Origin of the sequence: Leifsonia williamsii (genome assembly GCF_030433685.1) — a bacterium.
Lineage (GTDB): Bacteria > Actinomycetota > Actinomycetes > Actinomycetales > Microbacteriaceae > Leifsonia > Leifsonia williamsii.
On sequence record NZ_JAROCF010000001.1, the window covers coordinates 498,861 to 519,400 of the forward strand.

Below are 20,540 nucleotides of genomic sequence, written 5' to 3' on the forward strand. Positions count from 1 at the left end.
CGGGAGAATGCTGCGGCGTGGCGGGAGCATGCTGCGGTCGGCCGCGCATCACTCCGCCCCCCGGTCCGTCGCGGCGGCCCCCGAATCCGTGACACCGGTCCATGAGGCGATCGCGGCAGTCAGCGCCGCGGTCACCTCGGCGAGCGGCAGGCCCCGGCCGACGGCGATGCCGGCCAGATAGGCGGTGAGCGGCGCCGCCGGACGGGCGATGCCGTGGGCGGCGTCGCGGGAGAGGTCGAGGATCGCGGCGACGTCGCCGTGCTCGATCGTGACGCCGACGGTGCGGGAGGCCGTGGCCGCCCAGTCGTCCAGCTCAGACGGTTCCATGGCTCAGCTCCTTCAGGAGGTCGAGGTCGGCCGGCCGGTCGATGTCGGCCGTGATCAGGGGAGAGAGGGCGGGATCCGCCACCGGGAGCCCGCCGAGCAGCGCCCGCGCGGGGAGGTCGGCGAGCGTCGCCTCCGCGCGCAGCCCGTCCAGCCGGGCGCGGAGAGCGGCGACGGAAGCGCGGGCCAGGAGCCACTGCTCGCGGCCGTCGGCGTCGCGCAGGACGCAGGGCCCGGGCGACACGGCGAGCGCCGCGACGGCGGCCGCGGGGTCGGCGAGGTCGGCCGGGAGGATGAGCACGTCGTCGCGGGCCAGCGGGCCACCCGGGAGCACCCTCCCCGTCGGCGCAAGGTCGCGCGACGGCGTAGAGGTACCCAGCGCCTCCACCCCCGCCGCCACCGCCGCACATGGCCCGCCCCAGCGCGGCCACTCCGAGACGGTGACGACGCGACCGGCCGCCTCGGCGTCGTCCACGGCTTCGCTCGCGAACGGCGACGCGCCCCCGGCGGACGCCTCCCCCGCCACCACCTCCCGCGCCGTCACCACCACGACCGGGTCGCAGCCGGCCTCCACCGCCGCCTCCACCGCCCGCGTCAACAGCGAGCGGCCGTCGACGACCGCCTCCAGCTTGTCCGAGCCGAAGCGGCTCGACCGGCCGCCGGCCAGCACGATCGCGGCCGTCATGACGCCCCGCGCCAGCCGTGCGGCCGCTCGCCGAGCAGCGCGTTGAGCCCCCACGAGGCGACGATCGTGAACGCGATGGCCGCCGCCATCGAGAGGATGCCGATCGGGTTCGCGATGACGCCGAGGCTGATGATCAGGGTCGTCGCTCCCGCCGGCGGGTGCTGCAGCTTCAACGCGTGCAGCACGAACGCGGTGATCGCGACCGACAGCGCGCCGCCCAGGATGTAGCCGAGCGAGAGCCCGGCCTCCACCGCCGAGGGTTTGCCGTTCATCCCGAACAGGAAGAGGCAGCCGATGCCCGCGATGATGCCGACCGCGTGGCCGACGGCGGCGTCCAGCGGCCGGGCGGACTTCTCGCGCGGCGTGCCGAACAGGACCATGACGGTCGGCCCGAGGCTCGGGAACAGCCACGGGGTCATCAGCAGCATGCCGATCGTGCCCGACACCGCCAGCACGACGAGCGACAGGAGGCCGACGTAGACCCCGGCCCCGACCTCCCCCGCCCGCTGCTGCGAGCGCTCCAGCACCGACGGCCGGTCGGTCACCGCACTCATGGCACCGCCACCAGCGCCTGCGGCGCAGCCTGCTTCATGCGCGTCGACAGCCAGCTCAGCTGCACGGCGATCTCGTGCTCGCAGGCAGCGACGACGTCGAGGAGGTCGTGGTCCTCCAGCGCCTGCGCTGCCTGCTTGACCATCGTCCAGGTGATGTCGGCGAGGCTGGCGAGCAGATAGAGGTCCTGCAGGTCGCGCAGCAGCCCGAGCGGGCCGGAGCGTGCCTCCCCCACCCCGTCGGCGTGGAGCCGGTCGGGCTCGTCGTCGTCACCCTCGCTCTCGGCGCCGCTGCCGAACCGCTCGATGATGCCGTCGAGCTTCTTGCGGTGCTCATCGCACTGCTCCGCGAGGGTCAGGCAGAGGTGGTGGACGTCCGGCTCGTCGCCGTGCGCCTCCGCGATCGTGCGGTACGACTCCGCGAGGGTCGTCTCCGACGCGGCCAGCAGCCGGAGGTACACGGGCAGCTTCATCGCGACTCCCCCCATCGCGTCACCTGCACCGCTCCGGACTTGAAGAGCGGCTGCTTCGAGACCGGGTCCCACTCGGTCACCGTCAGCTCGTTCGCGGCGGTCGGCCGCTTGTCCACGGCGTCCGGAGGCGCGTCCCAGTACCCGTAGTGGAACGGCGCGAACACCGCCCCCGGCCGGATGCCCGTGACGCGGACCGGTGCGACGATCCGTCCGCGCCGGGAGCGTACTTCCACCAGATCACCGTCGGCAAGACCGCGCGCGTCCGCATCCTCCCGCGCCAGCTCCACCCACACGTCCGGGGCGGCGGCCGTCAGCTCGGGGCTGCGCCCGGTCTTCGTGCGGGTGTGGAAGTGGTAGACGCTCCGGCCGGTCTCGAGCCGCAGGGGGTACTCGTCGTCGGGCGTCTCGTGCGGGCCGGTGAAGGGCGCCGACTTGAGCAGCGCCTTGCCGTCCGGCCGCATCGCCCGGAACGCCTGCTCCCCCACCGTCGCGCCGGTGAGCAGATCGTGGCCGAAACTCTCGGCATAGTCCGCGTGCGACGGGAAGTCGAAGTCGGTGTAGAGCCGTTCCTGGCTCTCGGTCTCACCCTCGCGCCGCGGCCACTTGATGCCGCTCTGGCGGCGCAGATCGTCGTACGAGATGCCGCTGTAGTCGCACGGCCTCCCCTTCGAGCACTGCTGCCAGGCGCGGTACACGTCCTCGGGCGTCTCCCACGTGAGCAGCGGGCTGCCGTCGCTGCGGGTGAAGCCCATCCGCTTCGCGTAGTCGAGGAAGATGTCGAGGTCGGCGCGCGCCTCCCCCGGCGGCTCCACCGCCTTCTCGGAGAGGTGGACGGTGCGCTCGGCGTTCGTGAACGTCCCGGTCTTCTCGCCCCAGCCCGCGGCGGGGAGCACCACATCGGCGAGCTGCGCGGTCTCGGTCAGGTAGAGGTCCTGCACGACGAGGAACAGCTCCGGCTTGCCGAGCACCTCGCGGATGCGCGGCAGCTGCGGCAGCGACACCGCCGGGTTCGTCGCCGACACCCAGAGGAACGGGATGCTGCCCTGCTCCACGTACCGGATCATCTGCATGATGTGGGTCGGCGGCGCCCAGTGCGGGATCTTCAGCGCGTCGACGCCCCACAGGTCGGCGAGCTGCTGGACGTGCTCCTGGTTCTCCCCGTTGCGGAAGCCGGGCAGGTCGCCGTCGGCGCCCGTCTCGCGGTTGTTCTGGGCGGTGGGCTGGCCGTTCATCTGCAGGATGCCGGCGCCCGGCCTCCCGATCATGCCGCGGAGGAGGTGGAGGTTGTTGACCGCGCACGCGGACGCCGTCGCCTGCGCCGACTGGTAGAACCCCTGCAGCACGGTCGACAGCACCCGCTCGCCGGTGGCGAAGATCGCGGCCGCCTTCTGGATGTCGCGCGCCTCCACCCCGCACACCTCGGCCGCGTGCTCGGGCGTCCACTGCTCGACCTGGCCGTGGAGCTCCTCCAGCCCGAGCGTGTGGGCGTCGACGAACTCCTCGTCGATCCAGCCGTTGACCAGCAGCTCGCGCACGATCGCGTGCAGCAGGGCGAGGTTGGTGCCGGGCTTGATCGCGAGGTGCACCGTCGCCTTCTGGGCGACCGGGGTGTCGCGCGGGTCGACGCAGACCAGGAGGGGCGGGTTCGGCCCGGCGAGCCGATCGAGCACCCGCGACCACAGCACGGTCTGGGTGGCCGCCATGTTGTGGCCCCAGAGGAAGAGGGTGTCGCAGACGTCGATGTCCTCGTAGCAGCCCGGCTGCCCGTCGGCGCCGAAGGTCTCCTTGAGCGAGAAGGCCGCCGTCGCGGTGCAGAGCCGGGTGTTGCCGTCCATGTGCGGGGTGCCGAGGCCGGCCTTCCCGATCACCGCGAGCGTGTAGTACTCCTCGAGGAATAGCTGGCCGCTGGTGTAGAAGCCGTGACTGAGCGGGCCGCGCTCCTGAAGCAGCTGCTTGCTGCGGGCGACCACCGCCTCCATCGCCTCGTCCCACGACGCAGGCACCAGCTCGCCGTCCCTGCGGATCAGCGGTGTCGTCAGCCGGTCGGAGCCGCGGAGGCCCTGCCAGCTCGCGTACAGCCCCTTCGGCCCCAGCCGGCCGTGGTTCACCGGGTCGTCGGCGCGCCCGCGGATGCCGACCATGCGGCCGTCCTTCACCGCGATGTCGCAGCCGCAGCCGTTGCTGCACAGCACGCAGGCGGAGCGCACCCAGGAGTCGACGTCCGCCTCCGTGAGCCCCTCCTGCAGCATGGAGTCGACCCGGTCGGGCCAGCGCTCCCCGGGCGCGTACGGCGTGCGCGCCCCCCACACATCCTCGATCCGCGAGGCATCCCCCGCGCCACGGGTCATCATCGTCCGATCGGCCATGGGCCAACCATCGACCCGGGGTCAGGGCGCGGCAACCCCTGGCGCGAATGCCTGCGTGGGTGTTGCGAACATTCGAAGGATCGGGCCTAGATTCCCGCCAGAGCCTCCAGGTGCATGCCCACCCGTCCAGCAAACCGTGGACATCCTGAGTCGAGCAGAGCCAGCTCCAACCTCTTCGACTGTTGATCCGTGCTGGCTCTCTGGCGCCAGTATTCCCTCTGGCTCAGCACGACGCGTCGCACAGCCGATGGCCAAGAATCATCGGCGAGTAGAAAGAAGTCGTCGGGGCTCTGAACTTCGTACGGAAGCGAATCCGGGTTACCGACGTCGCGAGCATTGTCAGTGAGAAGAATGTCTGCGCGGGTCCAAACGGCAGCGGCGTGGATATGCAGATCGTGGATGTCGGCTCCACCGAAGGGCACGTCTCCCGCGAAGTCTTCGAGAACCTCGTCCAGATTGCGCCGCAGAAGGCTGTCGAGTTCAATCGTCAGCCGTCCATCGGCTGCCGGATTACGTCGCCGCCAGGCTCGGACCGCTTCGGCTATGGCGTCGGGGGTGGAGTGCAGCTGGAACGTCGAGGTCTCCAGACGGAGCTGGAACAGCCAGTCACGCTGAGTTCGGCTCACAAGTACATTGGAGTCGACAAAGATCCGATGTGTCACATGGTCAGATTAGCGAGTCAATCGTGCGCGTCGTTGTCTTCGGCCCAGGACCGCAGCTCATAGAACGCCATCCGGCCATGGGCCCGTACCTGCTCGCGAAATCTAAGGACCACGTCCGTTGCAAGTCGAGTATGTGTTCCGACCCTGCGCGCGGGCAGCGCTCTCTCCCCCACCCACTTCATGAGCGTCGGCCTCGAGACTCCGAGCAGTTCGGCCGCTTGCGTGGTCGTGAGCTCCTTCGGGAGAAGGCTCACGTTAACCGACCCGTTCGCCGATCCGTCAAGCACGCGCCCGACGAATTCTGCCAGCTCGGCGGAGAGCATCACTTCAGAATCGTCGTCAAGGACTACGCGTACACCGCGAACGGATCGATTTCCGGAGACAGCTACGAATTGCTCCGCCTGAAGTCGCAGCTCTTCGTCGACGAAAAGGGTTCCATCCTTCAGCAGCGTGGTGGTCATGAGGGTCATCTCCCCTACCTGTGGATCGAGTTGCAGTTGCAACTGTAACTTAAAGGGGGGTCTAACGCCTAATGGGTTCCAGTCACCGCAGCCTCGACGGCTTGTCCGCTCCGACGGCCTTGTCGTCCTCGACGGGCGCATCGCCCGGCGGGTCGTTGCGGCGGGCGCGCATGACCAGCGGCACCACGATCCACAGCACCAGCACCACCGCGAAGACGCACGCCGCCGCGATCGCCCCTCCGGGCGGCCTGGTCAGGAAGTCGACGATGAACAGCACGATGCCGGTGAACAGCACGGAGGCCAGGGCCAGGCAGATGATGAGCACGATGTTCGAGAAGCGCACCAGCCGCACCTTCGCACCCCGCCGGAAGAGGAGCCGGTGCAGCGCCACCGGCGAGAGCGCGAGCAGCGTCACCAGCACGGCGAGCAGCACCAGGATGATGTAGACCAGCACGTCGAAGGGGTGGAGCTCCTTGAAGCGCTGCTGGAACGGCAGCGTCAGGAGGAACGCGGCGAGGATCTGCGTGCCGGTCTGGAAGACGCGGAACTCCTGCAGCAGCTCGTTCCAGTTGCGGTCCGCGCGCTGGTTGACGGTCTCGCTGCGGCCGTCGCCGGGGCTGGCGTCCCTGTCGTCGGAGTCGGTGGTCATCTCACCCCTCCCGGGATGCGATCCGCGCCAGCTCCGCCTCGAGGGCGGCGAGCGCCGCCTGCACCGTGGCCTCGACCACCTCGGCGGGGTCGCCCTCCAGCCGGAGCTCGTCCACCCGAATGGCGTCGGCGGTCCCGTGCGCGAGGTAGACCGTGCCGGCCGGCTTGCCCTCCTCGGGGTCGGGTCCGCCCGCTCCCGTGACCGCAGCCACGACGTCGGCGCCCAGCAGGCGCGCGACACCGGCGGCCATCTGCTCGGCGCAGGCCGCTGTGATCACCGGGCCGGGCGTGACCCGGAGCACGTCGAACTTGACGTGCTCCGAGTACGCGACGACGCCCCCGGCGAACCAGTCGCTCGCGCTCGGCGCCCTGCCGAGCGCCGACGCGATCGCGCCGCTGGTGAGCGACTCGGCCACGGCGACGCTCGCGTCCGCGCGGCCGGCGAGCTCGGCGATGCTCTCGCCGAGCCCGGTCACGCGGTCGGTCGTCTCTTCATCTGCCACCGGCGGCCTCCTCAGCCCGCGTCGCTGTCGCCCTCGTCGCCCTCGGCCTGGGAGGGCTTGTCGATGATCTGCTGCTCCTGCTTCGTGTCGTCGTCGTGACGGTCCTTCTCGTCGGACATGACACTCCCTTCCTCGTGTTATTCGTCGGTCCGGTGCTGCGCCGTCTCCACGGGCTCGGTGCGGAAGTGCACCGCCTTGTGGGTGCCGTCGCAGAACGGCTTGATGCTGGAGACCCCGCACCGGCAGAGCGCGACCGTGCGGCGGCGCTGCTCGATCGGCTCCCCGTCGGGCGTGGTCAGGTCGATGTGGCCGCGCACCAGGAGCGGCCCGTCGGGGCAGGCCACGATGACCGGGGCCTCGTCGCGGGTGTGCGCGCTCATGCCGCCACCGCCCTCAGCGGCTCCCGCAGCGAGCTGCCGCCCGCCTGCCACGCGTCCAGCAGGTGCTGGCCGACCAGTCCGTCGACGTACAGGCACGCGGCCGCGCCGAAGACGATGTCGGGCAGGAGCTCTGGATGCTGCTCCGCGAGGCCGCCCGCCAGGTCGCGGCCGGCGATCTGCTCGTGGACGGCGTCGGCCTCCACGTGCTCGTCGTAGTACCAGGTCACGTCGTCGTCGTAGCCGAGCCTCCTGAACCCGTTGCCGTAGAACCGGTTCGGGATCGACGACGTCATCTCGAAGGCGGCCAGGTGACCGGTGATGGCGCCACGGAGGCTGCGGTTGAGCCCGAACATCGACATCATCGTGAACGACGCGAGGGTGATCGCCGGCACGTTGTCGACGTAGGCGCCGTACGTGTCGTCGAGCCCGACGCCCCGCATGGTCTTGGCGAAGATCTCGGCGTGGATGCGGTCGGGACGGCCGCCGCCGTACTCGTCTGCCTGCACCTCCACCAGCGCGGCCTTGGCCCGGCCGGTCAGGCGCGGGATCGCCCAGGAGTGCGGGTCGGCCTCCTTCCGCGTGTAGATCGAGCGGTGCACGACGAACTCGACGGCCTGATCGCCGGTCGCCTGCTTGGCGAGGAACCGCGACAGGCTCGGCCCGGCATCCTCGGACGTCAGCTCGAACAGGTGCGCGGCCACGGCGTCCGCGGTCGGCTCGGGGAGGTCGCCCACCGGCACCCGATCGCGCAACTGCCGCTCGAACTCGCGCTCGATGGTGCGCCGGGCGCGCAGCAACTCGGGGTTCCACTCCCACTCGGGGTCGGCTGAGACGGTGTCGCCGTAGAAGAGGCCGTACAGCAGGTAGAGGGTCAACTGGAGGTCCTCGTCGGTGAGGATGTCGGTCCCGGCCGCAACGGCCTCCGCGGCCCGCTCGGCGACGAGCAGCCCTGCTCCGGAGTCCTCCGGCCGGCCCCCGGCGAGCGCCGCGAGCAGCGCCTCGCTGACCGGCCCGCGCGCGGCAGGCGCGTGTTCTGGTGTCATGCCCCCAACCTCGGAGGGTTCGCCGGTCCGGTCAAGTGGTTGCGCGGGCGCAGGTTTCGTGGTTTCTCAGAGTTCCCGGGCGGCGAGGGGCGATTCCGTGGTGGCACGGATACGCCGGTGACGGCTCGCCTGACAAGCTGCCGGAACAAGCATTGATATTTCTTATGCTTGTTTCAGAAGGAGACGGGATGAAGGCCAAAGGGTCAAGGGTCGCGGCGATGACGGCCGGCGTATGCGTGCTGGGCGGTCTACTGACCGGATTCACGCCAAACGACTCGGACGCGGTGAACGCTGCAGACGCGCTGGCTGCGATCCAGGCTGTCGCTCCCGAAGGCGTCTCCGACGTCGTCCGCGGCGCAACGGCGGACGGGGTCGCCGCCGAGGCAACAGTCGAGGGCACGCCGCTGGCGGTGCCCTTCGAGGCGGTCGACGGAATCTCGGTGGGCGAGGTGAGCATCGGCCTGCCGTTCGCCGACAATGCCTCCGCCGCGACCGCATCGCCGGTAGAAGGCGTCGTGGCCTTCGACAACAACAACGGCACCACGACGGTCCCCGTGATCCACGACGACGGCACGGTGCAGATCCACACCGTGGTCGACAGCGCATCGGCACCCAACCGCTACGACTATCCGATCGAGCTCCCCGAGGGCGCATCGTTGGTGAAGACGCCGGAGGGAGTGGTCGCCGTCGTCGGTGAGGAGGGGACTCCGCTGGCCGTTTTCGGCGAGGCATGGGCCAAAGACGCGAAAGGAGAACCCGTACCCACGCACTACGAGGTGACCGGAAGCACCCTCACGCAGGTGGTGGAGACGGATGAACACACGGCGTATCCGGTGGTCGCGGACCCCTCGACCGGCGTCTACTCGTACAACTGCGTGCTTCAGAACGGCAGCAGCTACTTCCTCGCCCATGGTGCGCTTCTCAGCACATGCAAGGGGTCGCGGCTTCAGAAATACCTCGATGGCCGGAACGTGCAGACGATTCCCCTCACCGGGTACGGGCAGCCTGCCAATCCGAAGGCGTTCGGCACTCCCGAGTGCTACTTCTCGTTGGCCTGGGCCGGGATCTCTATCTACGGACCTGGCAGGCTGGTCAAGTTCCTGTCAGGCGCCTTCGGATACGTCATCCCTCAGTTCCTGCCCACCAACCTGACGGCGTGCCGCGGTTGAACGCGGTAGAGAGGAGCAGCCGAATGGAAGAGCACGACCACGCGAACGCGCGCAAGGACGACTACCCCGGTTGGTTCCGATGGGCCTTCGGCCGGCCCCGGGTCTGGCACGCGATCGTCTGGGCTCTTCTCGGGTTCGCGGGGGCCGCCTTCGGTCTCGCGTCGCTCGGGCACGTCGCCAACGCATGGCTCTATTTCGTGGTCACCGGCTTCGCCTGGGCGATCAGCGCCCTGCAACTGGTGATCGCCCTCCACGATCGTGAGCATCGTTCGGGGAGCTATGCGCCTCCCGGGCACGGAAGCGACGACTCAGGGCAGTAGGTGCGCGCGCAGCGCCCGCCCCGAGTGCGCCGCGCGGCGCAGGCGGCCGTCCGAGTAGCGCACGCCGCCGCGCAGCCGCGCGCCGACCGCGAGCCACACGCACACCGCGCGCTCGGCGAGCCAGAGCGGCGCCCAGAGGGCGGCCGTGCGCGGGAAGACGCGCGCGCCTCCCCCGCGCCGCCGCCCGACCTCGGCCAGCGTCACCACCGCCGCCACGCCCACAGTCAGCCAACGGGCCCGACGCCCGGCGAGCGCCGCGATCACCGCGGGCAGCACCGCCAGCTCCGCCGCGAGCCGGGCGGGCTGGGCGAAGTCGTCGTAGGCCTGGCGCACCCGCTGGCCGCGGAAGTGCCGGAACGTGGGAGGGCGCCGGGGCACGTACACGTCGTCGGCCGTGCGCGTGCGGCCGCCGGCGGCCTCCACCGTGCGGATGAGCTCCAGGTTCTCGAAGAGCACGTCGCCGTCGTAGCCGCCGGCGGCGAGCAGCACCGACCTCCGCAGCGCGAGCGTGCCCGGGTAGTCGTGGCCGAGGGCGCGGTTCAGGAGGCTGCGGCCGGTGTCCCAGCGGGCATGCCACGGTGCGGGGTCGAAGACGTTCTGCGGGCGGACGAGGTCGGCGTCGTCGAGCAGCCCGGCCACCGCCTGCAGCGCCGAGGTCGTGTACCGCACGTCGTCGTCCGCCAGCACGACCCGCTCGTGCCGAGCCTCCCGCACCCCGGTCATCACGCCCGCGACCTTGCCGTTGCGACCGGGCCACGGCTGCACCGGGAGGTGCCGCACTCCGGGCGGGAAGGCGCGGGCGTGGGCGGAGAACAGCTCCGGCTCCGACCCGTCGACGACGGTGATGTCGATTAGATCGACCAGGCGGGTCAGGTAGGCGACCAGCTCGTCCAGACCGGCGTCGTCGTGCCAGCGCAACGGGAGGACGTACTCCGCCGCCAGGCGACCGGTCACGCCACCAGCCCGCTCACGACCATGCCGTCCTGCGGCAGAGCGGGGAGGCGGCGGAGGCTGATCCGCAGGTCCTGCTCGGGCACGAGGTACCGCAGGCGCCGGGTCAGCAGCCGGATGCCCGCGTCGAGAAGGTCGACGGTCACCGGCTCGCCCGGGCAGCGGTGGTCCTCGCGGTACCGGCCGCCGCCCTGGGGCACGAGTGTGTTCGGCTCGACCGTCAGGCCCTCGAAGCGCTGCGGGCGGAACCGGCGCGGCGCGCTCCACAGCCGCGGGTCGTGGTTGGTCGCGTAGAGGTCGAGGAGCGCCCAGTCGCCCTCGCGCCAGTCCAGCCCCGCCCCCTGCATGCTGCGCGTCGCACGGCCGCCGACCACCGGGAAGAAGGGGTAGAAGCGGCGCACCTCGTTGGCGAACCAGCGCACGGCGTCGTCGTCGCCTCCCGCGATGCGGTCGCGCCAGCCGGGGTGCCGGTGCAGGGCGTGCACCGCGAAGGTCAAGAACCGGCTGACCGCCACGGTCGGGCGCAGGAGGTTGAGCAGCTCCACCGCGGCGACCTCCGGCGGCAGCGGGTCGGGCTCGCCATAGGCCGCCACGACCGCGAGGGGAGACCCCGGCGGCGCGGAGGGAGCGGCCCGCTCGGCGATGACCGCGTCGGCGAGCATCCGCTCGGCCCGGCGGCGCCGCACGCGCACGACCCGGTTGTAGACGCCGAACGAGCCGGCCGCCTCCACCATCTGCGCCAGGACGTCGGTGCGCTCGAGCTCCTGCCGCACCCGCACCGGCAGCCCGGCCCACGCGCACACCGCCCGCGTCAGCACCGCGTTGAACAGGTCGAGCGCCCGCACGTCGCCGCGCGACCGCCCGGACTCGGCCTCCGCGAGCAGCTCCCGCTCGAAGGCCACGACCAGCTCGGCGCCCGAGGGGCCGGTCGCGAGGTCGAGGAAGAGATCCTTGCGCCGCAGGTGCTCCTCCCCCTCCAGCGTCTGCACGCTGCCGAGATCCTGCAGCACCGCCAGCACCGACATCGGCATGGCGCCCGCCCGGTCGAAGCGGCCGCCCTCGTAGAAGAAGCGCACGCCCTCCACGCCGCGAAGCACCGTCACCGGCCGCCCGAGCAGGCGGGTGCACGCGGCGTCGGCGCCGCTCCGGTCGAGGAGCCTGGTGCCGAAGAGGTACCCGTCGCGGAGGAACGCAAGGGTCGAGTCGGTCATCATGCCTCCCTCACCCCTGCGAATCGGCCAGCCGCGGCGAGTACCGCACCGCGCCCTCCCGCAGCACGACCGCCTCCCCGGCCAGCGAGGCCAGGTCGCGCCACAGCACCAGGAACGTACCGCGCTGGCGCCAGCGGAGGAAGGCCGCGATCGGCGCCGGTGCGGTGATGTCCGTGCGCTCGTAGCCGAGGAACGACGAGTGCGAGTGCGGGCTGACGATGAGGCCGTGGAGGCGCGCGACCGCGAGCAGCTGCTGCGGCGGCCCGTCGACCGCGAACCGGGCGTCGATCACGACGCCGAGCCGTTCCCCGGTCGCCGAGCGCACCTCCCGCCCGAGCAGGTCACTCAGGATCATGGCGGCCTCCGGGGATGCGGCCGATGATGTGGTCGCGCACCCAGCGCTCCACCCAGCTCGCGTCGAGGTTGCCTGCGGCCGTGCCGACCTCCACGGTCACGCCCACGTCCGACACCAGCGACCAGGGGATGCGCACGAACCGCGAGTCCGGCGGACGGCCGCCGAAGATGCGCGTGCCGAGCACCGGGCCGGTGAGCAGGGAGGTCAGCGTCGGCGGGTCCTCCGGGTCGAGCCTGCCGAGGTCGTCCGGCTGCGAGAGCTCGAGGTCGTCGACGGTCGTGACCGGCACGCCGTCCGGGTCGAGGATCTGCCGGTCGAGGAGGTCGAGCTGCGCGTCGAGCACGCGCCCGGCCACCCGGGGCGGCTTCGCGAAGGCGGGTCCGGTCATGCTCCTGCTCCCGTGATGATCATGAGGGGGATGGCGGCGATGCTCGCGACCAGGATGATCGCCAGGTACATGAGCGCGAAGAAGTTGGTCACCCTCCCATTGACCCGCTTCCCCATGTACTTGGGATCGTTCGCCACGACGAGGATCGGCAAGTAGGTCAGGGGCAGCGCGATCGCCGAGAACACCACCGAGATCTCCGTCACCTGCACGGGGTCGACACCCGTGAACAGGATGCCCAGGCCGATCACCAGCGACAGGATCATCACCGCATGGAAGCGGGAGGCGCTCGCCGGCCGCCGGAACTTGCCCCACGGCCAGCCGAAGAACTGCGCGAGGGTGTAGCCGCTCGACAGCGTGACCTCCAGCGCCGCCCCGAAGGTCGCCGCGACGAAGCCGAGGATGACGATGATCAGGCCGATCTTGCCGAACGCCTGCGCGATCGGCAGCGCCGTCTCGAACAGGGAGTTCACCGCGATCCCCTTCGGCAGCAGCACGATCGCCGCGCAGGCCGCGATGGCGAGCGACAGGATCGCGCCGAGGGGGAAGCCGACGAGCACGTTGAGCCGCGACTGGGCCAGGTCCTTCGTCTTCCACTTCTCCTCGATCGCGCCCGAGGAGAAGAAGAACACCTCGTACGGCGTCATGGCGGCGCCGAACAACGCCACCGCGTAATACCAGTACGTCGCCGGCTGCTCGTCCGTGTGCGGAGACGGCTGCAACGCGACCTGGGAGGCGAGCGCCGACCAGTCGGGGTGCAGGAAGAAGACGGCCACCGCGAAGATCACCAGCGACAGGCCGAGGAGGCCGGTCACGTTCTCGAGGATCGAGAACTTCACCCGCCAGATCACGAGCCAGACGGCGATCGCGGCGACCGGGAACCAGAGCGCCGGCTCGATGCTGGAGGCGAGCTGCAGCGCGAGCGCGATGCCCCCGACCTCCGCGGTGAGCGTCAGCAGGTTGATGAGGAACGACGCCGAGAGGTTCGCGAGCGCCGCCCGCGCGCCGAGGCGCTCGCGGATGATCTCGAACGTCGCCCGCCCGCTGACCGCGGCGACGCGGCCCGACATCTGCGCGAAGACGCAGATGCCGATGACGCCGACGACGACGACCCAGGCGAGCGTCAGGCCGAACCGCGAGCCGACCACGCTGTTCGTGACCAGGTCTCCGATGTCGACGAACCCGCCGATGGCGGTGAGCACGCCGAGGGCGACGGCGAAGATGCCCTTCATCCGGCGCTCTCCAGCTTCTTGGCGGCGGCGTCGAGCTGCTCGGCGAGGCGGTCGAGCCGCGTGCGCAGTTCGTCGAGGCCCGCGTGGTCGTCCTGCCCCTCGGTGGCCACGCGCTGGGCGCGGGCGAGGGTGTCCTGTGCATCACGGACGTCGGAGAGGATCTGGTCGCGCTGCTCCCCGATGCCGCCGATGGCGCTCATGATGGCGACGCTGCCTGCCTCGGTCGCGAGCGTCTGGGCCGCGGACGACAGGCCGGTGTCCTCGACTCCCGGGATCAGGCGGTCGCCCTCCTGCAGCCCGAGCACGAGCGCGGCGGAGCGCGTGGCGGAGGCGGCGGAGCCGGCGGACTGCGAGAGTTGCCCGCGGGCGGCGGAGTCGCCGGAGCAGCCGGTCAGGGCCAGGGCGACCGTCAGCGCGAGGGCGGGCGCCAGCGCCGGCGCCACCCGCCGGGAGGACGAACGGACGTGCATGCCTCGGACTGTACGCCCGGGAGACGCACAGGCGACCCCCAGCCTCCCGCTACGATCCGGCGGCCTTCAGCACGCCCTCCTGCCGGAAGCCGGCCGTCGCCTCCTCGTAGGTGGTGTGCTTGCGCGCCGGATGGGACTCGGCGGGCGGTGGCACCTCGGCCTTGGTGAGCGCGTGCAGCACCAGCTGTTCGACGAGCGCGGAGGCCGTCGTGTCGCGATGCCGTGCGATGCGGACCAGTGCCGCGAACTCCCGCTCGCCCATGCGGATGGTCAGCGGGATCCCAGCGGGCGCGCGTCCGGGTCCGTGCGCGGAGGCCGGCTGGCCTTCAATACCGTGAGAATCCTTCATGAGCACATGGTCGCACAGGGGCGCGTGTTACAGATGTGCCGAATTCCGCCGGATGTCGCGACGGCGACGAGCGCGCGTGTTCGGGAAGCGCATACCGCGGGACATCCTGCCGTTGCCCCGCCTGCGCCGCGCAGGGGAGGATCGATGCCGTTGCGTGCGCCGGCCCCGACGCCCTCCCCCGGTCCCGACGGGGCCGCGCCGCCGTAACGGCGAGGTCCTGGTCTTCGGGTGACCAGGACCTCGCCGATTCTCCGGCCGGTCCGCTGATCCCCGTCAGTCCGCCGGGGCCGCCGCGAACGCCGCGAGGTCGGCCAGCCCCTCCCGCAGCCGGGCCGTGACGTCCTCCCTCGGAACGCCCGCCTCGGCCAGCGCCAGCGCCATGGCCGCCGAGGCCGCAGCCCCGACGATCCCGTGGATGCGCGGGTCGCGTGCGGCGGCGCCCAGCCGGCGCTGAGCCTCCTCGGCGGTCGCGGCGAGCTCTGCGGCGAGGGCGGCGATGGCGACGTCGTCGGCGACCGGCGCCTCCAGGGCCACGATCGCGCGGCGGAGCACGGGTGCGACCACGTCGATGAGGACCGCTGCGGCCGCGACGGGAGCGGCCTCCGCCTCCACGTCCTGCACGTCGAGGTCCTGGGCCACCACCGCCTGCGGGCCCGTCACCGACTGGGCCAGCGCGCGGTCCACCGCGGCCAGCAGCATCGACGGCGTGAACGGCTTCGGGAGGAAGAGCGCGGCGCCCGCCTCGACCGCGGCTCGTGCGCCGGGTCCGGGGTCCATCCCGCTCATGAGCACCACGGCCGCGCCCGGCCGGCCCGCGGCCACCAGCCGGGCGAGGCCGTCGCCGCTGACCTCCGGCATCATGACATCGGTGACGACCACGTCGACGTGCTGCGCCGGGTCGGCCAGCAGCCCGAGCGCCTCCGCGCCCTCTGCCGTCGCGACGCGATAGCCCGCCTGCCGGAGCGTGTGCGCCACCAGGTCGCGGATGGTCGCCTCGTCGTCCACCACGAGCACGCTGCGGCCCGCGCCGGGCTGCGGCTCCACCGGGTGGGGCTCCGGCGCCTCGACGACGGCGTCCGCCGGTGCGGCCGGCAGCACGAACGAGATCGCCGTGCCCTCGCCGGGCCGCGAGCGCACCTCCAGGTCGCCCCCGTGCGCCTTCACGATGGCCGCGGAGGTGGGGAGGCCGAGGCCCGTGCCCGACTCCTTGGTCGTGAAGAACGGCTCGAACATGGCCGCCCTGGTCGCGTCGTCGACACCGCAGCCCGTGTCGGAGACCTCGAAGCGGAGGCCGTCGGCGACGGGGTCGGCGCGGATGGTCAGCCTCCCGCCGTCCGGCATGGCGTCGCGCGCGTTCGTGGCCAGGTTGACGAGCACCTGGAACAGCTCGGTCTCGTCGGCGAGCACCGCCGGCGGGTCCTCCGGCACGACGACCTCCAGCTCGATGGTGCGCGGGAGGGTCTCGCGGCCGAGCGCCTGCAGCTCGCGCAGCAGCCGCCCCGCGTCGACGCGGCCGCGCTTGCCGCCGGAGCCGCGCGCGAACGAGAGCACCTTGCGGATCATCGCCGCGCCGCGGTGGGCGGCGGCGTCCATGGCGGCCAGCAGCTCCCTCCTGCGCTCGTCGGTCTCGTCGGCGGCGAGCAGCTGCACGGTCATCAGGATGGGGGTGAGCACGTTGTTGAGGTCGTGCGCGATGCCGCCGGCGAGCGTGCCGAGGCTCTCCAGCCGCTGCGCGCGGGCGCGCTCGTTGTCGAGGCGCTTCTGGTCGGTGACGTCGGAGTGGACGCCGAAGACCGCCGTCGGCTCTCCGTCGTCTCCGCGCACGACCTGCAGTCGGCTCTCGGCGAGCATCGGCGTGCCGTCGGCCCGGCGCTGCCGGATCTCGCCCGTCCAGTAGCCGTCGCGGAACAGGGCCGCGTCCATGCGGGCGTAGTCGTCCGGCGGGACCGAGAGCACCTCGCCGATCTGGCGGCCGAGCACCTCGTGGGCGGCACGGCCGTAGATGCGCTCGGCGCCGCGGTTCCAGTACGTGACGTGGCCGGCGAGGTCGCGCACGATGATGGCGTCGCGCGCCGCGTCGAGGAGCCGGGCCTGCGCCTCCACCCGCGCGGTGTACTCGGCGAGGATCTCGCGCGAGCGCTGGTCGTCGCTGACGTCGCGCACGATGACGGCGATGCCGTCGTCGATCGGGTTGGCGCTGACCTCGAACCAGCGCTCCCAGCCGGTCACGAAGCCGCGGGCGGTGCCGGGCACTCCGCGCTCCATCGCGTCGCGGTAGATGCGCTCGAAGTCGGTGCCGACGGCGGTGGGGAACGCCTCCCACAGTGACAACTGCTGCAGCTGCGCCTCCGAGACGCCCGCGTACTGCACGGCGAGCGTGTTCGCGAAGGTGAACCGCCACTCCCGGTCGACGAAGGCGATGGCCTCGTGCACCTGGTCGAGGCCGTTGCGGAGGAAGCGGGCCATCGCGCGCTGCTCCTCCCGGTGCCGCACGAGCGGCGTGACGTCGTGGAAGGCGCCGTGCAGCCGGACGATGCGGCCGGTCTCGTCGCGCTCGGGCTCGCCCACCAGGTGGACGTGCATCCTCCGTCCGTCCGCGTCGTGGAGGGTGCCGTGCGCGTCCAGCGGCTCGCCCAGGACCATGGCGGCGTGGAACGCGTTCATGATCGCCGGCCGGTCGGCCGGCTCGAACAGCGCGACCGCGTCGCCGTCGTGCGGCACTGCTCCGCGCTCGATGCCGAGCAGCTCGTGGAGGCCGTCGCTGAGCACGATGCGCCGCGTCGGCACGTCGACCACCCAGCCGGCGAAGCGGGCGATCCGCGCCGCCATCCGCATCAGGGCCTCGTTGCCCGCCGCCTCGGCCGCCGCGCGCTCGACATCGCCGATGTCGCGGACGATCGCGAGCACGGCGACGACCTCGCCCTCCCGGCCGCGCAGCGGGATGTTGGTCGCGTCGAGCACCCGCGTCGCGCCCTCCGGCGTGACGATCCGCGTGATGTAGCGGGCGTTCTCGCCGCCGGTCGCGCGACGGAAGCCGGCCCAGGTGCCCTCGACGGCGTCCGGGTGCAGGAGGCGTTCGAACGTCATCCGGCCGAGCTCCTCCACCGAGTAGCCGCTCAGGCGGGCGAGCGCCTCGTTCGACTCCACGAACGCGCCGTCGAGGTCGACGAGGCAGACGCCGTCCGGGTGGCCGTGGAAGAGCGCCTCCATGCCGCCGTCGCGAAGGGCCTCGGCCGGGGTGGTTGCGGACATGGGGGGAATGGTACCTGGAAGGGAGCGGCCTACACTGTGCCGCATGGAGCAGGCCGAGGGATGTTCGCAGAGCGAATCCGCGCGACGACGCCGCGACCGGCGCGCCGCGCGGGGCCACCTGATACTGGTCATGAGTCAGACAACCGGTGAGCGAGGTCGATGAGCGACAGCCCCGCCCAGGAGGGCGTGTCAGCACCGCGGCAGCGCACCCTCAGCGTCGTCGTGGCCGACGACGACGTCTTCACGGCCTCGATGGTCGCCTCGGCCCTGCGCGCCCTCGGCTTCGACGCGGCGCAGGCGACCACAGTCGAGCAGGCCTGGCAGACGATCGAGGCGTCCGACCCCAACGCGGTCGTCACCGACCTCGACTTCGGAGCGGGCGGCTCCGGGGCCGAGCTGCTCTGGCGGGTCCACCGCGAGCTCCCCTGGGTCGGCCTGGTCGTGCTGACCTCGCACCTCTCGCCCGAGCTCGCGGTCGGCGACGCCTCGCTGCCGCCGTCGGTCGTGTACCTGGTGAAGTCGCAGGTGCGCGACGCCTCCCTCCTCGCGGACGCCGTGCAGACCGCCATCGCGGGCGGCGCCCACGGCGCGTCCGAGCCCGAGGGCGACGTGCGCACCGTCACGCGCGCCCAGGCGGAGGTGCTGCGCCTGGTCGCGGCCGGAGCCTCCACCCGCCGCATCGCCGCCGAACGCGGCACGAGCGTCCGCGCCGCCGAGACGCTCCTCGCGCGGCTCTACACCGCGATCGGGGCGGACGCGGACGAGCAGGCGAACCCGCGCGTCGTCGCGACGCGGCTGTGGCAGCAGGGGCGCGTGCGGATCCGGTGAGGGGCGCGGGACCAGCCCCTCACGCGTGGCGGATCAGCGCAAGGACGCGCTGCACCGGTCCGACCGGGAGCGCCGGAGGAGTGCTCTCCACGACGCTCGGCTCGTTGTCCTGCAGGCCGGCGTAGCCGCACGCCGCGCAGAGCAGGACGGCCCGGTGCACGGCCAGCCCGGTCCCGAAGTACGGGTTGGGTGTGACCTGTGCGCGTGCTCCGCATCGGGGGCATGGCACCTTCTCAGCGGGGCCGGGCTCGCTCGTGCGGCGTTCCGGCTGACCGCCGCCAGCCTGCCCGGCTCCGTCGCTCGTCACCCCGTCGCCCCTGCGCATGTCGACATTGTCCGCCCGCTTCGCGAAAAGCCCAGTCCCGCGGATTCGCTTCGCGAACGCCTCCTGCGTCACGTCATCCCCTACGCGCCTCCTTCCCGCGCAGGTACTCGCCCAGCGAGAGCGGACGACGCCCGGTGACGCGCTCCACGTGGTCCGTCACGCCGGCGAGCTCTCCGGCGGCGACGGCGGTGTACGTGGAGACCCAGGCGTCGTACTGCCATGGGGGCGCCTCCCAGCGTCGGCGCGACGCGTAGGCCTCGTCGATCGTCTCGTCGTGGAACGAGATCGGCCGGCCGAAGTGCCTGCTCAGCGTCTCAGCCACCTCCGCGAAGGTCAGCTCCTCCGGGCCGGTGAGGTCGTACGTGACGTCGCGGTGCTCGTGTGGATGCTGGAGCACCACCGCGGCGACCCGCGCCACATCGGCCCTCGCCACCATCGCCGCGCGCCCGCTGTCCGCCGGGCCGCGGATCACGTCGTCGTCGCCGACCATGTTCTCCGTGAAGTCGAGGTACAGGTTGTCGCGGAGGAACGTGTGGGCGATCCCCGTCTCCCGGACGAACCCCTCCGTCGCGGCATGGTCGCGCGCCAGCGTGAACGTCGCCGTCGGAGACGCGCCGAAGAACGACGTGTACACGATGTGCCGCACCCCGGCGTCGGCGGCGGCGTCGACGAACGACCGGTGCTGGGCGAGCCGTTCGGCATCCTCCGCCGCGGACACCATGAACAGCGTCTCCACACCCTCCAGCGCCGCTCGAGCCGCTTCCGCATCGCCGTAGGATGCCGCGACGACGCTGCTCCCCGGATAGTGCGGCGCCCGCTCCGGCGACCGCGCGACCATCCGGAACGGCACTCCCGCATCCGCCAGCGCGTCCGCCGTGAGCCGTCCGACCGTCCCGGTCACACCCGTGACCGCCACCGCGGGCAACGCTCTCGCCTCCAGCCCGCTCATCGCCGTGCACCCCTCACCGGCGTACCCGTCGCCGGCACGCCCTCCGCCAGCGGACCCTCCGCCAGCAGGCCCGCCGCCAGCAGACCCGCCGCCGGGCCGCCCACCTCACCCGCAGCACTCCTCACCGCTCCGCGCCCCCTCACCAGCACAGGCAGAACGGGTGACCCGACGGGTCCTCGTACACCTGGAACCCCTCCGCCGCGTCCAGATCGGCGGCCGGCCGCAGCAGCTTCGCGCCCACCGACAGCGCGTGTTCGTGCGCCTCGCGGATGTCGTCGACGTAGAGGTCGAGGTGCAACTGCTGCTGAGCGCCGTCGGGCCACTGCGGACGCTCGTGGTTCGGCGCGAGTTGGAAGCCGAGCCGCGGCTCCCCGTCGACGGCGACCGTGCGCCAATCGCCCTCGTCGGCGTCGCGGACCTCTCCGCCCAGGAGGCGCGCCCAGAACCCCGCCTCGGCGTCGAGATCGGGCGTGTCGAACACGGTGATCTGCTTGGTGATCTTCATGCGGCCATCCAATCGCGGCCCTCCACGCCGGACAAGAGCGTCGACGCCCGAGAATGCCTGCAAAGGGGGAAGCGCAAGCGCCCGCCAACACGACGACCGAAAACAGCTCCGGCCGCCGACGCGATGACTCGCCGGCGGCCGGA

Annotated in this window: 25 protein-coding genes; 3 read left to right on the forward strand and 22 right to left on the reverse strand. The window is 72.0% G+C overall.

Annotation, left to right across the window (positions count from 1 at the left end; translation table 11 throughout):
* Positions 1-48: 48 nt before the first annotated feature.
* From P5G50_RS02265 to P5G50_RS02315, 11 genes are all read right to left on the reverse strand, one after another.
* A complete protein-coding gene (locus P5G50_RS02265; RefSeq protein ID WP_301212749.1) occupies positions 49-327 on the reverse strand; it encodes a DUF6457 domain-containing protein in 279 nt (92 codons plus the stop codon).
* Positions 314-1,009 carry an NTP transferase domain-containing protein gene (mobA, locus tag P5G50_RS02270; RefSeq protein ID WP_301212751.1) on the reverse strand — a complete coding sequence of 232 codons (696 nt, stop codon included), beginning with the start codon at positions 1,007-1,009 and terminating at the stop codon, positions 314-316. The genes P5G50_RS02265 and mobA overlap by 14 nt, the downstream gene beginning before the upstream one ends.
* The gene (locus P5G50_RS02275; protein ID WP_301212752.1) at positions 1,006-1,563 is read right to left on the reverse strand and encodes an HPP family protein; all 558 of its coding nucleotides are present in this window, start codon (positions 1,561-1,563) and stop codon (positions 1,006-1,008) included. Before P5G50_RS02275 ends, mobA begins: the two co-directional genes overlap by 4 nt.
* Entirely contained in the window at positions 1,560-2,033 is a 474-nt protein-coding gene (locus tag P5G50_RS02280) for a hypothetical protein (RefSeq protein WP_301212753.1), read from the reverse strand. The genes P5G50_RS02275 and P5G50_RS02280 overlap by 4 nt, the downstream gene beginning before the upstream one ends.
* Complete coding sequence (locus P5G50_RS02285; protein ID WP_301212754.1) at positions 2,030-4,399, reverse strand: molybdopterin oxidoreductase family protein; 2,370 nt, start codon at positions 4,397-4,399, stop codon at positions 2,030-2,032. Before P5G50_RS02285 ends, P5G50_RS02280 begins: the two co-directional genes overlap by 4 nt.
* A gap of 86 nt (positions 4,400-4,485) precedes the next feature.
* Complete coding sequence (locus P5G50_RS02290; protein WP_301212755.1) at positions 4,486-5,061, reverse strand: PIN domain-containing protein; 576 nt, start codon at positions 5,059-5,061, stop codon at positions 4,486-4,488.
* A gap of 17 nt (positions 5,062-5,078) precedes the next feature.
* Positions 5,079-5,522 carry a helix-turn-helix domain-containing protein gene (locus tag P5G50_RS02295; protein WP_301212756.1) on the reverse strand — a complete coding sequence of 148 codons (444 nt, stop codon included), beginning with the start codon at positions 5,520-5,522 and terminating at the stop codon, positions 5,079-5,081.
* An 82-nt stretch (positions 5,523-5,604) separates the two neighbouring features.
* A complete protein-coding gene (locus P5G50_RS02300; protein WP_301212758.1) occupies positions 5,605-6,171 on the reverse strand; it encodes a DUF6328 family protein in 567 nt (188 codons plus the stop codon).
* A 1-nt stretch (position 6,172) separates the two neighbouring features.
* Positions 6,173-6,673 carry a CinA family protein gene (locus P5G50_RS02305; RefSeq protein ID WP_301212759.1) on the reverse strand — a complete coding sequence of 167 codons (501 nt, stop codon included), beginning with the start codon at positions 6,671-6,673 and terminating at the stop codon, positions 6,173-6,175.
* Positions 6,674-6,810: 137 nt separating this feature from the next.
* The gene (locus P5G50_RS02310) at positions 6,811-7,053 is read right to left on the reverse strand and encodes a CDGSH iron-sulfur domain-containing protein (RefSeq protein WP_301212761.1); all 243 of its coding nucleotides are present in this window, start codon (positions 7,051-7,053) and stop codon (positions 6,811-6,813) included.
* Positions 7,050-8,096, reverse strand: coding sequence for an iron-containing redox enzyme family protein (locus tag P5G50_RS02315; protein WP_301212762.1), 1,047 nt, complete (start codon positions 8,094-8,096; stop codon positions 7,050-7,052). Before P5G50_RS02315 ends, P5G50_RS02310 begins: the two co-directional genes overlap by 4 nt.
* 188 nt (positions 8,097-8,284) lie before the next feature.
* Between P5G50_RS02315 and P5G50_RS02320 the strand changes: the two genes are divergently transcribed.
* Positions 8,285-9,265 (forward strand): hypothetical protein, encoded by a 981-nt coding sequence (locus tag P5G50_RS02320; RefSeq protein ID WP_301212763.1) that lies wholly within the window; start codon positions 8,285-8,287, stop codon positions 9,263-9,265.
* A gap of 23 nt (positions 9,266-9,288) precedes the next feature.
* Positions 9,289-9,585 carry a hypothetical protein gene (locus P5G50_RS02325; RefSeq protein ID WP_301212764.1) on the forward strand — a complete coding sequence of 99 codons (297 nt, stop codon included), beginning with the start codon at positions 9,289-9,291 and terminating at the stop codon, positions 9,583-9,585.
* Here P5G50_RS02325 and P5G50_RS02330 read toward each other — a convergent pair.
* The 8 genes from P5G50_RS02330 to P5G50_RS02365 all read right to left on the reverse strand — a co-directional run bounded on the left by P5G50_RS02330 (position 9,574) and on the right by P5G50_RS02365 (position 17,790).
* Complete coding sequence (locus P5G50_RS02330) at positions 9,574-10,539, reverse strand: glycosyltransferase family 2 protein (protein WP_301230559.1); 966 nt, start codon at positions 10,537-10,539, stop codon at positions 9,574-9,576. The genes P5G50_RS02325 and P5G50_RS02330 overlap by 12 nt on opposite strands.
* Positions 10,536-11,747 (reverse strand): cytochrome P450, encoded by a 1,212-nt coding sequence (locus P5G50_RS02335; protein WP_301212818.1) that lies wholly within the window; start codon positions 11,745-11,747, stop codon positions 10,536-10,538. The genes P5G50_RS02330 and P5G50_RS02335 overlap by 4 nt, the downstream gene beginning before the upstream one ends.
* 10 nt (positions 11,748-11,757) lie before the next feature.
* On the reverse strand, positions 11,758-12,102 hold the full coding sequence (locus tag P5G50_RS02340; protein ID WP_301212817.1) for a PRC-barrel domain-containing protein: 345 nt from the start codon (positions 12,100-12,102) through the stop codon (positions 11,758-11,760).
* Complete coding sequence (locus tag P5G50_RS02345; RefSeq protein ID WP_301212816.1) at positions 12,089-12,490, reverse strand: PRC-barrel domain-containing protein; 402 nt, start codon at positions 12,488-12,490, stop codon at positions 12,089-12,091. The genes P5G50_RS02340 and P5G50_RS02345 overlap by 14 nt, the downstream gene beginning before the upstream one ends.
* A complete protein-coding gene (locus P5G50_RS02350; protein WP_301212815.1) occupies positions 12,487-13,719 on the reverse strand; it encodes an NRAMP family divalent metal transporter in 1,233 nt (410 codons plus the stop codon). The genes P5G50_RS02345 and P5G50_RS02350 overlap by 4 nt, the downstream gene beginning before the upstream one ends.
* On the reverse strand, positions 13,716-14,189 hold the full coding sequence (locus P5G50_RS02355; protein WP_301212814.1) for a hypothetical protein: 474 nt from the start codon (positions 14,187-14,189) through the stop codon (positions 13,716-13,718). The genes P5G50_RS02350 and P5G50_RS02355 overlap by 4 nt, the downstream gene beginning before the upstream one ends.
* 49 nt (positions 14,190-14,238) lie before the next feature.
* Positions 14,239-14,538 carry a hypothetical protein gene (locus P5G50_RS02360; RefSeq protein ID WP_301212812.1) on the reverse strand — a complete coding sequence of 100 codons (300 nt, stop codon included), beginning with the start codon at positions 14,536-14,538 and terminating at the stop codon, positions 14,239-14,241.
* 273 nt (positions 14,539-14,811) lie between these two features.
* On the reverse strand, positions 14,812-17,790 hold the full coding sequence (locus P5G50_RS02365; protein WP_301212811.1) for a PAS domain-containing hybrid sensor histidine kinase/response regulator: 2,979 nt from the start codon (positions 17,788-17,790) through the stop codon (positions 14,812-14,814).
* Between the two features lie 159 nt (positions 17,791-17,949).
* Here P5G50_RS02365 and P5G50_RS02370 point away from each other — a divergent pair, with 159 nt between their 5' ends.
* Complete coding sequence (locus P5G50_RS02370) at positions 17,950-18,618, forward strand: response regulator (RefSeq protein ID WP_301212809.1); 669 nt, start codon at positions 17,950-17,952, stop codon at positions 18,616-18,618.
* 19 nt (positions 18,619-18,637) lie between these two features.
* Here the strand turns inward: P5G50_RS02370 and P5G50_RS02375 are convergent, their stop codons facing one another.
* The 3 genes from P5G50_RS02375 to P5G50_RS02385 all read right to left on the reverse strand — a co-directional run bounded on the left by P5G50_RS02375 (position 18,638) and on the right by P5G50_RS02385 (position 20,397).
* Positions 18,638-18,943, reverse strand: a complete 306-nt coding sequence (locus P5G50_RS02375; protein ID WP_301212808.1) for a hypothetical protein — start codon at positions 18,941-18,943, stop codon at positions 18,638-18,640.
* 73 nt (positions 18,944-19,016) lie between these two features.
* Positions 19,017-19,892, reverse strand: coding sequence for an NAD(P)H-binding protein (locus tag P5G50_RS02380; RefSeq protein ID WP_301212807.1), 876 nt, complete (start codon positions 19,890-19,892; stop codon positions 19,017-19,019).
* A 139-nt stretch (positions 19,893-20,031) separates the two neighbouring features.
* The gene (locus P5G50_RS02385) at positions 20,032-20,397 is read right to left on the reverse strand and encodes a VOC family protein (RefSeq protein WP_301212806.1); all 366 of its coding nucleotides are present in this window, start codon (positions 20,395-20,397) and stop codon (positions 20,032-20,034) included.
* Between the last annotated feature and the right edge of the window lie 143 nt (positions 20,398-20,540).

Coding starts and splice junctions, on each gene's coding strand:
- P5G50_RS02265 (WP_301212749.1), bottom strand. CDS start 327: ATGGAACCGTCTGAGCTGGACGACTGGGCGGCCACGGCCTCCCGCACC.
- mobA (WP_301212751.1), bottom strand. CDS start 1,009: ATGACGGCCGCGATCGTGCTGGCCGGCGGCCGGTCGAGCCGCTTCGGC.
- P5G50_RS02275 (WP_301212752.1), bottom strand. CDS start 1,563: ATGAGTGCGGTGACCGACCGGCCGTCGGTGCTGGAGCGCTCGCAGCAG.
- P5G50_RS02280 (WP_301212753.1), bottom strand. CDS start 2,033: ATGAAGCTGCCCGTGTACCTCCGGCTGCTGGCCGCGTCGGAGACGACC.
- P5G50_RS02285 (WP_301212754.1), bottom strand. CDS start 4,399: ATGGCCGATCGGACGATGATGACCCGTGGCGCGGGGGATGCCTCGCGG.
- P5G50_RS02295 (WP_301212756.1), bottom strand. CDS start 5,522: ATGACCACCACGCTGCTGAAGGATGGAACCCTTTTCGTCGACGAAGAG.
- P5G50_RS02300 (WP_301212758.1), bottom strand. CDS start 6,171: ATGACCACCGACTCCGACGACAGGGACGCCAGCCCCGGCGACGGCCGC.
- P5G50_RS02310 (WP_301212761.1), bottom strand. CDS start 7,053: ATGAGCGCGCACACCCGCGACGAGGCCCCGGTCATCGTGGCCTGCCCC.
- P5G50_RS02315 (WP_301212762.1), bottom strand. CDS start 8,096: ATGACACCAGAACACGCGCCTGCCGCGCGCGGGCCGGTCAGCGAGGCG.
- P5G50_RS02320 (WP_301212763.1), top strand. CDS start 8,285: ATGAAGGCCAAAGGGTCAAGGGTCGCGGCGATGACGGCCGGCGTATGC.
- P5G50_RS02325 (WP_301212764.1), top strand. CDS start 9,289: ATGGAAGAGCACGACCACGCGAACGCGCGCAAGGACGACTACCCCGGT.
- P5G50_RS02335 (WP_301212818.1), bottom strand. CDS start 11,747: ATGACCGACTCGACCCTTGCGTTCCTCCGCGACGGGTACCTCTTCGGC.
- P5G50_RS02340 (WP_301212817.1), bottom strand. CDS start 12,102: ATGATCCTGAGTGACCTGCTCGGGCGGGAGGTGCGCTCGGCGACCGGG.
- P5G50_RS02345 (WP_301212816.1), bottom strand. CDS start 12,490: ATGACCGGACCCGCCTTCGCGAAGCCGCCCCGGGTGGCCGGGCGCGTG.
- P5G50_RS02350 (WP_301212815.1), bottom strand. CDS start 13,719: ATGAAGGGCATCTTCGCCGTCGCCCTCGGCGTGCTCACCGCCATCGGC.
- P5G50_RS02355 (WP_301212814.1), bottom strand. CDS start 14,189: ATGCACGTCCGTTCGTCCTCCCGGCGGGTGGCGCCGGCGCTGGCGCCC.
- P5G50_RS02360 (WP_301212812.1), bottom strand. CDS start 14,538: ATGAAGGATTCTCACGGTATTGAAGGCCAGCCGGCCTCCGCGCACGGA.
- P5G50_RS02365 (WP_301212811.1), bottom strand. CDS start 17,790: ATGTCCGCAACCACCCCGGCCGAGGCCCTTCGCGACGGCGGCATGGAG.
- P5G50_RS02370 (WP_301212809.1), top strand. CDS start 17,950: ATGAGCGACAGCCCCGCCCAGGAGGGCGTGTCAGCACCGCGGCAGCGC.
- P5G50_RS02375 (WP_301212808.1), bottom strand. CDS start 18,943: ATGCGCAGGGGCGACGGGGTGACGAGCGACGGAGCCGGGCAGGCTGGC.
- P5G50_RS02380 (WP_301212807.1), bottom strand. CDS start 19,892: ATGAGCGGGCTGGAGGCGAGAGCGTTGCCCGCGGTGGCGGTCACGGGT.
- P5G50_RS02385 (WP_301212806.1), bottom strand. CDS start 20,397: ATGAAGATCACCAAGCAGATCACCGTGTTCGACACGCCCGATCTCGAC.